This window comes from Phaeovulum sp. W22_SRMD_FR3 (assembly GCF_052113705.1).
In the GTDB taxonomy this organism is placed as follows: domain Bacteria; phylum Pseudomonadota; class Alphaproteobacteria; order Rhodobacterales; family Rhodobacteraceae; genus JBGQOG01.
The window spans coordinates 341,109-353,542 of record NZ_JBGQOG010000002.1 but is presented as its reverse complement, the minus strand read 5'-3'; the positions used below and the strand labels follow the sequence as shown (position 1 = coordinate 353,542).

Below are 12,434 nucleotides of genomic sequence, written 5' to 3'. Positions count from 1 at the left end.
CCCCCTGCGGCCCTGCCGCGCGGCGCCTCCTGACAGTTTTTCAGGCTTTCGGCCCTGCCGCCCCGGCAGATCGGGCGCGGAGTGATTGCATTTCCCGGTCCCGGCGATTATCTGGGGCCAGCTTGCTACCACGCGCTGCGACAAAAGGGCTGACAGATGAACTGGATCTCGAACTACGTCCGACCCACGATCAACTCGCTGTTCTCGCGGCGCGAAGTGCCGGAAAATCTGTGGAGCAAGTGCTCGGAATGCGGCACGATGCTGTTCCACCGCGAGCTGAAGGACAATCTGAACGTCTGCACAAACTGCGATCACCATATGGCGATCAGCCCGCGCGACCGCCTGACGGCGCTGTTTGACGGCGGCATTTTCACCGAGGTGAAAGTGCCCGAGCCGATCACCGACCCGCTCGGTTTCCGCGACCAGAAGAAATATCCCGAACGTCTGAAGGCCGCGCAGAAAAACACCGGCGAAAAAGAAGCCATGGTGGTGGCCGAGGGCGAGATGGGCCGCACCCCGGTTGTGGTTGCGGTGCAGAACTTCGCCTTCATGGGCGGCTCGATGAGCATGTATGTCGGCAATGCGATCATCGCGGGCGCCGAGCGTGCGGTGAAGCTGAAGCGTCCCTTCATCCTCTTTTCCGCCGCCGGGGGCGCGCGGATGCAGGAGGGCATTCTGGGCCTGATGCAGATGCCGCGCACCACGGTGGCCGTGCAGATGCTGAAAGAGGCGGGCCTGCCCTATATCGTCGTGCTGACGCATCCGACCACCGGCGGCGTCACCGCCTCTTACGCCATGTTGGGCGATGTGCAGATCGCCGAGCCGAATGCGCTGATCGGCTTTGCCGGGGCGCGGGTGATCGAGCAGACCATCCGCGAGAAACTGCCCGAGGGCTTCCAGCGCGCCGAGTACCTTTTGGATCACGGCATGCTCGACCGGGTGACCCACCGCAAGAAACTGCGTGAAGAGCTGGTCACCATCCTGCGCATGCTGATGAAGCAGGATCCGGCGGTCGTGGCCGATCTGGCCGCGCCGAAACCGGCCGAGCCTGAGGCGAAAACCGAATAATACCGTCGCGAACGGAATGCAGGGCTTGGCCGTTTGGCGATAGGCCCGGGGGGGCCACTGGCCCCCTTTTTCGTCCCGTCCATCCTTCCCTGCCCGAACCCCAGCGGAGCCCCCGATGCAGAGCAGTTCCGATCAGATCCTCGCCCGGCTGATGACCTTTCACCCCAAGGTGATCGACCTCACGCTGGACCGCGTCCACCGTTTGCTGGCCGCGCTGGACCACCCCGAGGCCAAGCTGCCACCAGTGATCCATATCGCGGGCACCAACGGCAAAGGTTCAACGCAGGCGATGATCCGCGCGGGGCTGGAGGCGATGGGCAAGCGCGTGCATGCCTATACCTCGCCGCATCTGGCGCGGTTCCATGAACGGATCCGGCTGGCGGGGGATCTGATCTCGGAAGAGGCGCTGAGCGCGCTTCTGGATGAATGCGATGCGGCGAATGAGGGGCAGTCGATCACCTTTTTCGAGATCACCACCGTCGCGGCCTTTCTCGCGTTTTCGCGCACGCCGGCGGATTACACCTTGCTGGAGGTGGGCCTTGGCGGGCGGCTCGATGCAACCAATGTGGTGGATCAGCCCTGCCTGACCATCATCACCCCGGTCTCGATCGACCATCAGCAATATCTGGGCGAGACCCTGCCCGAGATTGCGGGCGAAAAGGCCGGGATCATCAAGCGCCGCGTGCCCTGCATTGTCGGCCCGCAAGAGGAAGAGGGGCTTGAGGTGATCGAGGCCCGCGCCGCGCGGCTGGGCGCACCGGTTCTGGCCTATGGCCAACACTGGCAGGTGCGCGAAGAGGCGGGGCGGATGGTCTATATGGATGAGCATGGCCTTCTGGACCTGCCGCTGCCCAACCTGCCCGGCCCGCATCAGATCCAGAACGCCGGGGCGGCACTGGCCGCGCTGCGCGCGCTGGGCGCGGATGAGGCGGCCTGCGAGGCGGCGGTCACCCGCGCCGAATGGCCCGCCCGGATGCAGCGCCTGCGCCATGGCCCTCTGGTCGGGATGGCCCCGGGGGCCGAACTCTGGCTCGACGGCGGGCACAATCCGGCGGGCGGCGTCGCCGTCGCGGCCACGCTGGCGCGGATGGGCAAACGGCCGACGCATCTCATTTGCGGCATGCTGAACACCAAGGACATCGCGGGCTATCTCGCGCCCTTGGCCGGAGTGGCGGACAGCCTCACCGCCGTTTCGATCCCGGATGAGGTGAACACCCTGCCCGCCGCCACCACCGCCGAGGCCGCGCGCCGTGCCGGGTTCGCACAGGTGCACGAGGCGGCGAGCGTGGCCGAAGGCCTCGCCGCGATCATCGCCGCCGAGCCGCAGGCCCGGGTGCTGATCTGCGGTTCGCTCTACCTCGCCGGGCGGATTTTGCAGCAAAACGGCTGATCCGCACCACAGCTGCCTGCCCGGGCCTTCCGGGCGGCACAGGTTCTGTGCAGCCTTGCGCCTTTCCTGAACGGCAGAATCCCCCTACCTCTGGCGCAAAGGAGTTTCACCATGTCCCAGACTTTGGCCTTTGGCCTCGATACTTTCGGTGATGTCACCCACAACGCCTCGGGCGCGCTCAGCCATGCGCAGGTGATCCGCAATCTGGTGGATGAAGCCGAGCTGGCCGACCGTGTGGGCGTTGATTTCTTCGGCCTCGGCGAGCATCATCGCAGCGATTTCGCCGTCTCCGCCCCCGAGCCGATCCTCGGAGCGATCGCCGTGCGCACCAAGCGCATCCGCATGGGCACCGCCGTCACCGTGCTCTCCTCGGACGATCCGATCCGCCTTTATCAGCGGTTCGCCACGCTCGATGCTCTCTCCGAAGGCCGGGCCGAGGTCATCCTCGGGCGCGGGTCCTTTACCGAGAGCTTTCCGCTCTTTGGCTTTGATCTGTCTGACTACGAGACCCTGTTCGAGGAGAAGCTCGATCTCTTCTCGAAACTGCTGACGCAGGAAAAGGTCAGCTGGAAAGGCAGCCACCGCCCGGCACTGAAGGCAACCACGGTCTATCCGCGCCCCGAAAACCCGATCAAAACCTGGATCGGCGTCGGCGGCAGCCCGGAATCGATCATCCGCGCCGCCAGCCACAACCTGCCGGTTATCCTCGCGATCATCGGTGGCAGCCCGGCGCGGTTCAAACCCTATGTCGACCTTTACCATCAGGCGCATGAGCAGATGGGGACCAAGGCGCAGCCGATGGCGGTGCATTCCCCCGGCCATGTCGGCCCCAGCGATCAGGAAGCCCGCGACCGCTTTTTCCCCGGCTACAAGGCGATGCACGATCATATCGGCTCCAGCCGCGGTTGGCCGCCGCTGCGGCGCGAGGATTTCGAGCGCGAGATCGAGCATGGCTCGCTCTATGTCGGCTCGCCCGAGACGGTGGCGCAGAAGATTGCGAAGACGGTGAAGGTGCTGAACGCGGGCCAGTTCAACCTGAAATATTCGGCGGGGCCGGTCAGCCATCATGCGCTGATGGATTGCATCGACCTTTACGGCAGCAAGGTCATTCCGCGCGTGCAGGAACTTCTGGCCTGATCACGGGCCCCCAAAGAACTGGGGCAGAATCGGAAAAGGCCGGGAGTTTCCCCGGCCTTTTTCAGTCGGTCTCGCGGTCCGCACCCCACGCCGCGCCCTGCATCTCGCGCAGGCGGCTGGCGGTCCGCTCAAATTCAAACGCCCCTTCGCCCTCGACATAAAGCCGCTCGGGGATGTCAGCGGCAGAACAGACCAGCCGCACCTTGGCCTCATAAAGCGCATCAATCAGCGTGACGAAACGCTTGGCCTCGTTGAAATTCTCGCTCGACAGCAGCGGCACGTCGTCCAGCATCAGCACCCGCACCGCCTCGGCGACGGCCAGATAATCGGCAGGCCCCAGCGGGCGGGCGCAGAGATCCCAGAACCGCGCGCGCCCGACACCCGCCGCATAAAGCGGCAGCTCAACCTTGCGGCCATTCACCGTCAGCACCAGCGGCTCGCCCACGGCGCCCTGGGTCAGATCGTCCCAGACCGCGGTCATTTCGGCCCGCGCCGCCGCATTCGCGGGCGAGAAATAGACCGGGCTGCCCGCCAGACGGTGCTGGCGGTAATCGGTCTCGCTCTCCAGCGACTGCACCGTCATCCATTCGCGGATCATCCCGATGAAGGGCACGAAAAGCGCGCGGTTGAGGCCGTTTTTATAGAGATCCTCCGGCACCCGGTTCGAGGTGGTGACCACCGTCACCCCCTTCTCGTTCAGATATTGAAAGAGTCGCCCCACGATCATCGCATCGGCAATATCGGTGATCTGCATCTCGTCAAAACACAAAAGCCGCGCCTCTTCGGCCACGGCTTCCGCCACCGGACGGATCGCATCCTCGACCCCGGTCTTGCGCACCTCATGCAGGCGGTGCTGGATCTCCTGCATGAAGGCATGGAAATGCACCCGGCGCTTGTGCGGAATGTCCACCGCCTCGACGAAGAGATCCATCAGCATGGATTTGCCGCGCCCGACCCCGCCCCAGATATAGAGGCCTTTCACCGCTTCCGGCGGCTTGGCGAACAGGCCAAACAACCCGCGTTTGGGCAGCGGTGCCTCCAGCGCCACCCGCACCGCCTCAAACAAGGGCAGGCAGGCACGCTGCGCCGGATCGGGGCGCAGGGTTCCCGCGGCAACGCGGGCCTCATAGATCTCGCTCAGGCTCTGTCTCATGGCCTATGCCCTAGCCTGCCCGGATCGCCTTGAAAAGCCCCGCCGCGGCAAAATCCACCTTGGAATCGCACCCAAATCGCCTTGCCTGCTTGAGCCGCCCGCCCGCATCGCATAGTTTGCACAGACCGGCGGCACCCGTCCGCCCGCTACAGGAGCCCCCAGATGACCCAACGCCTGCACCTCGTCTTCGGTGGCGAATTGGTCGATCCCACACGGACCGAATTCAAGGACCCGACCAAGATCCATATGGTCGGCATTTACCCCAATTATGCCGCCGCGCATTCGGCCTGGAAGGCCGAGGCCCAGCGCACCGTGGATGATGCCCATACCCGCTATTTCATCGCCCATCTTCACCGCCTGCGTGACGAGGAACAGCCCGCCTCGCCGACGGAAGAGCTGGGCGGCCGCAGCTAAGCCATGGCGCGCTCCGCGGCCCTGTGGCTGCATCTTCTGAGCCGTTCGCGGCTGTTCACCGGGGCGGCACCCGCCCGCCCCGGCCCGGCCTCCGCACGCCGCGAGGGGCCGCTGATCTGGCTGCATGCCTCCAGCCCCGAGGCGCTGCCCAGTCTGCTGGAACTGGGCCAACGTCTGCGCCGCCTGCGCCCCGGTCTGACGCTGCTTGCCTCGGCCGCCGCCACGCCGGAAGTGGTGCTGACCCGGATTGCCGCCGCCCAGCCGGATGCCGGGCTGACCCCGATTGCCGCCCCCCTTGAGACACGCCCGGCGATGAAGGCGCATCTGGCCCGTTGGCGCCCCGATCTGGTGGTGCTCGTCGGCTCGGACCTGCCGCCGGTGCTGATCGCCGAAACCCATGCCTCGCGCAGGCCCATCCTGCTCGCGGATGCCAAGATTGACCGCCGGATCAGCCGCCGCTGGTCCTTTCGCGGCGAGATCGAGCGCGCCGTGCTCAAGCAATTCAAGGCGCTCTATGTACAGGATCAACCCTGTGCGACCGCGCTGGCCCGGATGCGGCTGCCCGCCGAGCGGGTTTCGGTGATGGGCCGGATTTCACCGGTTACCGATCCTCTGGGCGCGACCGAAGCGGAACGTGCCGCTCTGGCAGAACTGCTGCGCACCCGGCCGGTCTGGCTCGCGATGGCGGTGCCCGAGGCTGAAGAGGAAGCGGTGCTGGCCGCGCATGAACATGCCCTGCGCCATGCCCACCGCATCCTGCTGATCCTGATCCCGGAAACCCAGGACCGCGCCGCGCCGCTGGCCGCCGAACTGAGAGCGAAAGGCTGGGATATTGCCCGCCGCTGGGCCGATGAAGAGCCTGAGGAGGATGTGCAGATCCTGATTGCCGATGATCCGGGCGAATTTGGCCTGTGGTACCGGCTGGCCCCCGTCAGCTGGATGGGCGGCACGCTGCACCCCGGCCCGCGCCCGGCGCCGGGCAGCGCGCAATTTGCCACCCGCGAGGCGCCGCAACCGGGCAGCCTGGCCCTGCCGCCTGCGCCCCTACCCGCCGAGACCGCAGAGGCCCCTCCGGGGCGCGGACGCTCGCCGCTGGAACCCGCGGCGCTCGGCTCTGCCATTCTGCACGGCCCCGGCACCGAGGCGCATCCGATGGCCTATGGCCGGCTGACCGAAGCCCGCGCCGCCCGCGCCATCGCCACGCCGCAAGCACTGGCGGATGCGGTGGCCGATCTGATCGCGGTCGACAAGGCAGCGATGCTTGCCCATAACGCCTGGGCGGTGACTTCGGGCGGCGCCGGCGTCGCCACCGCGATTGCCAAGGCCATTCTGAGCGAACTGGACAAGAGCGGTCGCGGCCAGACACCCACGGAGGAGCCGCTGCCGCACCCCGCGCCGATGCCCCCCGCCAGCCATCAACGCGGACGGGCCGCCTGATGGGCGCCCCCCGCTTTTGGTTCACCCCGCCGAAATCCCCCAACTGGCGCGCGCGCCTGCTGGCCCCTTTGGGCCAACTCTATGCGGCAGCCACCGCCCGCCGCGTTGCCCGCCCGCCAGAAGCGCGGCTGACCCTCCCCGTGATCTGCGTCGGCAATATCAATGCGGGCGGCACCGGCAAAACCCCCACCGTCATCGCCCTGGTGCAGCTCTTGCAATCGCGCGGGCAAACCCCGCATGTGGTCAGCCGCGGCCACGGCGGCCGCCTGACCGGGCCGGTCCAGGTCGACCCGCGCCGCCACAACGCCGATGAAACCGGGGATGAACCGCTGTTGCTCGCGGCATTCGCCCCCACCTGGGTCGCGCGGGACCGCGCCGCTGGCGCACGCGCCGCGGCCGCCGCCGGGGCCACGGTGATCGTGCTGGATGACGGACATCAGAACCCGGCGCTGCAAAAGGACCTGAACCTGATCGTCGTCGATGCGGCCAAAGGCTTCGGCAATGGCCGTTGCCTGCCCGCGGGCCCCCTGCGCGAACCGGTCACCAAAGGCCTCGGGCGCGCTGACCTGCTCCTCTCGATCGGCCCCGGGACGGCTCAGCAGAGTTTCGCCGCCACCTGGGCCAAAGCCATTGCACCGCTGCCACATCTGACCGGCGCCCTGAAACCGCTGGAAACCGGGATGGATTGGCAGGGCCTCCGCGTCCTCGCCTTTGCGGGCATCGGCCATCCCGAGAAATTCTTCGCCACCCTGCGCGGCCTTGGCGCCGAACTGGCCCGGGGCGAGGCGCTGGAGGATCACCAACCCTTCACCACCGCCCTTTTGCAGCGGCTGGAAACCGAAGCCCGCCTGCTCGGCGCGCAACTGGTCACCACCGAGAAAGACGCCGTCCGCCTGCCCGAACGCTTCCGCAGCCAGGTGCTCGCCTTGCCCGTCCGCCTCGAGATCGCCAACCCCGCGCCGCTCACCGAAGCACTGGCCGCCCTCGGCCTCTGACCCCGCGCCCGGCCCCCGTTTCTTCTTGGCAAAAATACCTCGGGGGAGGCGCCGCAGGCGACGGGGGCAGCGCCCCCAGACCGCCCGCGGGATCAGCGCGCCGCCAAAGCCGCCCGCACCTCGGCATCATGCTCGCCCAAGCCCGGCGACGGCCGCGCCAGCGCCAGTTCCGCGCCCGAAAAGGCCACCGGCAACCGCACCCCCGGCACACCGCCCGGCGCGATCTGAAGCCCGCGGGCGATGATCTGCGGATCGGCAAAAACATCCGCCATTTCGTTGATCGGCCCCGCAGGCACCCCCGCCGCCTCACAGCCCGCCAACAAATCCGCCCGGCTCCAGCCCGCGGTGGCGGCCGAGAGCACCTCGGTCAGCGCGTCGCGATGCGCCACCCGGTCGGCATTCGTGCGATAAGACGGGGCGGTGGCCAGCCCCGACAATTCCAGCAAATCGCACAGCCTGCCGAACTGACCGTCATTCCCGACCGCGAGGATCACATGCCCGTCCGAGCAGGGAAACACCGCATAGGGCACCAGATTGGGATGCGCATTGCCCATCCGCTGCGGCGACACGCCGGTCGCCAGATAATTCATCGCCTGATTGGCCATGATCGAGGTGGCCACATCCAGGAGCGCCATATCGACATGTTGTCCCAGCCCCGTCGTCGCCCGCTGATGCAGCGCGGCCAGAATCGCGGTGCTCGCATAAACCCCGGTGAAGACATCGGTGACCGCCACGCCCACCTTTTGCGGCTGGCCATCAGCCTCGCCGGTCACGCTCATCAGCCCGGACATGCCCTGGATGATATAGTCGTAACCCGCCCGCGCCGCATAGGGGCCGGTCTGGCCAAATCCGGTCACCGAGCAATAGATCAGCCGCGGGTTCACCGCCGCCAGACTGGCGTAATCCAGCCCGTATTTCTTCAAACCATCCAGCTTGAAATTTTCGATCAGCACATCGGCATCCGCCACCAGCGCGCGGACAAAGGCCTGCCCCTCCGGTGTGCGGAAATCGCAGGTGACCGAGCGTTTGCCGCGGTTGGTCGCGTGGAAATAGGCGGCGCAGGGCACACCATCCTGATCAAGGAAGGGCGGGCCCCAGCGGCGGGTATCATCCCCCTCCGGCGCCTCCACCTTGATCACATCCGCCCCAAGATCGGCAAGGATCTGGCCCGCCCAGGGGCCAGCCAGAATCCGCGCCAGTTCAATGACCTTCACGCCGCCCAGAGGGGTCATTTCAGCCCGCGAGCTTGGCGTCGAGAATCTTCGCCAGATCCTCATAGGACATGTTCGAGAACTTCTCGCCATTGATGATGAAGGTCGGCGTGCCCTCGATCGCATCGGCGGTGGCGTTCTTTTGATAGGTCGCCACCATCAGCTTGGCCTGCTCATTGTCAGCCAGACAGGTCTCGAGCGCCTCTTTCGTCAGCCCGGCTTTCAGGCCGATCTTGCGCAGGTTTTCCCCGATAACGCCCGGTTCACCGCCGCCCAGCCAGTCTTTCTGGGTGTCGTAGATCATATCGGCGATGGGGAAGTATTTCTCGGTGCCGCCGCAGCGGGCGACCATCGCGGCCCAGAGGCCGAACTTGTCGAAATAGACCTCGCGGAACATGAACTTCACCTTGCCGGTGTCGATGTAGTTCTTTTTCAGCTCCGGATAGACCGTCTCGTGGAAATGCGCGCAATGCGGACAGGTGAACGAGCCATATTCGATGATCGTCACTTTGGCATCGGCGGCGCCCAGCACCATATCGGGCAGCGCACCGGCCTCGCCCACGGCGCTTGCCGTCACCTCATCGGCCACAGCGGCCAGCGACAGGCCCGAGCTGGCGCTCTGGCGTTGCGCCACATAAAGGCCCAGCGCCATCAGGCCGATTGTGCCGGCGCCGCCAAGCAGCAGGGTTCTGCGGGAAATGGTCATCAGTCAGCCTTTCTTCGGAGGGAGGCGGCGTCGCGCCTCCTTGGTCAAAACGTTTTGGGCAAGCAGTTCCAGCGCAGCGCGCAGGTCAGAATCGCCCACCGGCGCGGCGGTGGCCTGAGCCTCGCGGCAAATTTCGGGATCGGGGGGCGGTTTCACCGCTTTCGGGGCGGGGGCGAATTGCGCCTGGCCCTCGGCAAAGCCGGTGGGGGCGGTTTGGGTCAGGATCACCTTGGAAATGGCATTGTAGCCATAGCAGGCGTTCACCTTGTCGCGGATAGCGGGCAACTGCATCTGCAACATCGGCGCCGCCGCCCCGGTGGTCAGCAGCGTCAGCGTGGCGCCCATCGCGCCTTTGCCGTAGCCCACCTTGACCGGACGCGCGCGGGCGGCGATTTCCTCGCCCACCACCTCGGCCCAATGGGTCAAAAGACGCGCCACCGCAAAGCCGCGCGCCTCACCCGCCGTGCGGATCCGCTCGCGCATCAGCCCGGCTGCGGGCTCAAAGCCCCGCATCCGGCGAAACGGCGTCTTGGGTGGGGTCGGCTTGGCGGCCATCTCTACCTTTTCCTTTGTCAGGCACTACTCTAGGCATGCGGGGCGGCAATGCCAATCCGGGCAGATCAAAGGGGCCATAAAGAATGCGTGACGGCGACGAGAGCCGGGCGGGTGCCGCCCTCCTCGACTGGTATGATCGCCACCACCGGGGCATGCCCTGGCGGATGCCCCCCGCCGCCAAAGCGGCAGGCGCGCGCCCCGATCCCTACCGCGTCTGGCTGTCCGAGGTGATGCTGCAACAGACCACCGTCGCCACGGTGCGCGGCTATTACGAGAAATTCACCAGCCTCTGGCCGACGGTCTCTGACCTCGCCCGCGCCGAGGATGCCGATGTCATGGCCGCCTGGGCGGGGCTTGGGTACTATGCCCGCGCCCGCAACCTGTTGAAATGCGCCCGCGCGGTGCTGAAGGATCATGGCGGCGTGTTTCCGGACAGCGCCGAGGGGCTGCGCGCCTTGCCGGGCATCGGCCCCTACACCGCCGCCGCCGTCGCCGCGATTTCCTATGACGAGCCCGCCGTGGTGGTGGATGGCAATGTCGAGCGGGTGGTCGCGCGCCTCTGGGCCGATGAAACGCCGCTGCCGGGGGCCAAGCCGGTCTTCACCGATTACGCCACCCGGCTGACCCCCGCCGCGCGGCCCGGCGATCATGCGCAGGCGATGATGGATCTCGGCGCCACGATCTGCTCGCCGCGCAATCCGGCCTGCGCGCTCTGCCCGGTGAATGACTTTTGCGCCGCGCATAAAGCAGGGATCGCCGCCAGCCTGCCGCGTAAGATGCCAAAGCCGGAAAAGCCCACGCGGCAGGGCACCGCCTATCTGGCCCGCCGCCGCGATGGCGCGGTGCTGATCGAGACGCGCCCGCCCAAGGGGCTCCTCGGCGGCATGCCCGGCTTTCCCACCTCGGGCGGGGTCGGGCCGGAGATTCCCCCGCCTCTGCCCGCCTATTGGCAAAACCTGGGCGAGGTTCGCCACACCTTCACCCATTTCCATCTGGTCCTGCAGGTGATGGTGGCCGAGGTGGGCAATAATGCCACCCCCTGGACCGGGCAGTTTGTGGCCGGGGCCAGCTTCGATCCGGCGGTCTTGCCCACCGCGATGCGCAAGGTCTGGGATCTGGCCGCCGCCGCGCCGGCACCCTAGGGTGCGACGTTGCGTCATCCCCGATTGCGCAGGGCAGTGCAGGCCGTATCATGTGGCTGAATCCTTGGAGAAAACCCGATGTCGCGCGCCCCTTTTGCCAGCCTGACCCGCGCCCTGCCCTTCTGGCTTTCGCTCGGCATGGTGCCAATGGCCGCGCTGGCCGCATATTATGGCGGCTGGGCGCTGGTGCTGATCCCGCTCTATGGCTGGGGCCTGACCTCACTTCTGGATGCGGCCTTCGGGCTGAACGGCGAGAATGCCGATCCGCTGACCCCGGGAAAGGACCTGTTCTGGTATAATGCGATCACCATCATCTGGATGCCGGTGCAGGCGATCACCCTGTTTGGCCTGATCGCCTATGCGACCCACAGCGACCACCTGAGCCTGGGGGAAAAGCTCTGGCTGTTCTTCGGCATGGGGGTGATTTCCGGCACCATCGGCATCGTTTATGCGCATGAGCTGATGCATCAGAAGAACCGGACAGAGCGCTGGCTGGGCGATCTGTTGCTGGCGATGGTGCTCTATGGCCATTTCCGGTCCGAGCATCTTCTGGTACATCACTGGCATGTGGCCACCCCGCGTGACGCGGTTTCGGCGCGCTACAACGAGGGGTTCTACCGGTTTTTCCTGCGCGTTCTGATGTCCTGCCCGAGCTCGGCCTGGCGGGCCGAGACGCGCAAACTGGCGCGCGCCGGGCGCAGCCGCTTTCACCGCTCCAACCCGTTCTGGCGCTATGGCGCGCTGCAGGCGCTGATGCTGCTGCTGGCCTTTGCGGCGGGCGGCTGGCAGGGGATCGGCCTGCTCCTGGTGCAGGCCTTTGTCGCCATCTGGCAGCTTGAGCTGACCAATTACATCGAACATTACGGGCTGACGCGCAAATATCTGGGCAATGGCAAATATGAACATGTGCTGCCGCGCCACAGCTGGAACGCCAATCACACCGCCTCGAACTGGCTGCTGATCAATCTGCAGCGGCATTCGGACCACCATTACAAACCCGACCGCCGGTTTCCGCTGTTGCAGACCCATGGCGCGGAGGAGGCGCCGCAACTGCCGCTGGGCTATCCGGCGATGGGAATCGCCGCGATGATCCCGCCCCTGTGGCGGCGGCGGATGAACCCGCGGGTGCGGGCCTGGCGGCGGCATTTCTACCCCGAGATCACCGATTGGAAGCCCTATAACAAGGGCAGCAACCCGCTGCCCGCTTCCGCCATCTGAACGGGCCT

Annotated in this window: 12 protein-coding genes; 8 read left to right on the top strand and 4 right to left on the bottom strand. The window is 66.5% G+C overall.

Going from position 1 to position 12,434, the window contains the following annotated elements; all coding sequences use genetic code 11:
* The first annotated feature begins 156 nt into the window (after nt 1-156).
* From accD to ACEN2S_RS03955, 3 genes are all read left to right on the top strand, one after another.
* Entirely contained in the window at nt 157-1,068 is a 912-nt protein-coding gene (gene accD, locus ACEN2S_RS03965; RefSeq protein WP_441862658.1) for an acetyl-CoA carboxylase, carboxyltransferase subunit beta, read from the top strand.
* Between the two features lie 115 nt (nt 1,069-1,183).
* Nucleotides 1,184-2,458, top strand: a complete 1,275-nt coding sequence (locus ACEN2S_RS03960; RefSeq protein ID WP_441862655.1) for a bifunctional folylpolyglutamate synthase/dihydrofolate synthase — start codon at nt 1,184-1,186, stop codon at nt 2,456-2,458.
* Nucleotides 2,459-2,569: 111 nt separating this feature from the next.
* Nucleotides 2,570-3,595 carry an LLM class flavin-dependent oxidoreductase gene (locus tag ACEN2S_RS03955; protein WP_441862652.1) on the top strand — a complete coding sequence of 342 codons (1,026 nt, stop codon included), beginning with the start codon at nt 2,570-2,572 and terminating at the stop codon, nt 3,593-3,595.
* A 61-nt stretch (nt 3,596-3,656) separates the two neighbouring features.
* Here ACEN2S_RS03955 and zapE read toward each other — a convergent pair whose 3' ends face one another.
* Nucleotides 3,657-4,748, bottom strand: a complete 1,092-nt coding sequence (zapE, locus tag ACEN2S_RS03950; RefSeq protein ID WP_441862649.1) for a cell division protein ZapE — start codon at nt 4,746-4,748, stop codon at nt 3,657-3,659.
* 162 nt (nt 4,749-4,910) lie between these two features.
* Here zapE and ACEN2S_RS03945 point away from each other — a divergent pair, with 162 nt between their 5' ends.
* Genes ACEN2S_RS03945 through lpxK form a run of 3 tightly spaced genes read left to right on the top strand, consistent with a single transcriptional unit; the run spans nt 4,911 to nt 7,594 of the window.
* Nucleotides 4,911-5,162, top strand: coding sequence for a DUF4170 domain-containing protein (locus tag ACEN2S_RS03945; protein WP_441862647.1), 252 nt, complete (start codon nt 4,911-4,913; stop codon nt 5,160-5,162).
* 3 nt (nt 5,163-5,165) lie between these two features.
* Entirely contained in the window at nt 5,166-6,599 is a 1,434-nt protein-coding gene (locus tag ACEN2S_RS03940) for a 3-deoxy-D-manno-octulosonic acid transferase (protein WP_441862644.1), read from the top strand.
* Nucleotides 6,599-7,594, top strand: a complete 996-nt coding sequence (lpxK, locus tag ACEN2S_RS03935) for a tetraacyldisaccharide 4'-kinase (RefSeq protein ID WP_441862642.1) — start codon at nt 6,599-6,601, stop codon at nt 7,592-7,594. The genes ACEN2S_RS03940 and lpxK overlap by 1 nt, the downstream gene beginning before the upstream one ends.
* Nucleotides 7,595-7,686: 92 nt before the next feature.
* On the opposite strand, the gene ACEN2S_RS03930 is transcribed toward lpxK, so the two are convergent.
* Genes ACEN2S_RS03930 through ACEN2S_RS03920 form a run of 3 tightly spaced genes read right to left on the bottom strand, consistent with a single transcriptional unit; the run spans nt 7,687 to nt 10,066 of the window.
* Nucleotides 7,687-8,826 carry a CaiB/BaiF CoA transferase family protein gene (locus ACEN2S_RS03930; protein ID WP_441862639.1) on the bottom strand — a complete coding sequence of 380 codons (1,140 nt, stop codon included), beginning with the start codon at nt 8,824-8,826 and terminating at the stop codon, nt 7,687-7,689.
* A 1-nt stretch (nt 8,827) separates the two neighbouring features.
* Entirely contained in the window at nt 8,828-9,511 is a 684-nt protein-coding gene (locus ACEN2S_RS03925) for a DsbA family protein (RefSeq protein WP_441862636.1), read from the bottom strand.
* Nucleotides 9,512-9,514: 3 nt separating this feature from the next.
* The gene (locus ACEN2S_RS03920; RefSeq protein ID WP_441862634.1) at nt 9,515-10,066 is read right to left on the bottom strand and encodes a DUF721 domain-containing protein; all 552 of its coding nucleotides are present in this window, start codon (nt 10,064-10,066) and stop codon (nt 9,515-9,517) included.
* A gap of 83 nt (nt 10,067-10,149) precedes the next feature.
* Here ACEN2S_RS03920 and mutY point away from each other — a divergent pair, with 83 nt between their 5' ends.
* Together mutY and ACEN2S_RS03910 are read left to right on the top strand one after the other, a co-directional pair.
* On the top strand, nt 10,150-11,208 hold the full coding sequence (gene mutY / locus ACEN2S_RS03915) for an A/G-specific adenine glycosylase (RefSeq protein WP_441862631.1): 1,059 nt from the start codon (nt 10,150-10,152) through the stop codon (nt 11,206-11,208).
* A gap of 78 nt (nt 11,209-11,286) precedes the next feature.
* Nucleotides 11,287-12,426: an alkane 1-monooxygenase gene (locus ACEN2S_RS03910; protein ID WP_441862628.1), complete on the top strand. Its 1,140-nt coding sequence runs from the start codon at nt 11,287-11,289 to the stop codon at nt 12,424-12,426.
* Nucleotides 12,427-12,434 lie beyond the last annotated feature (8 nt).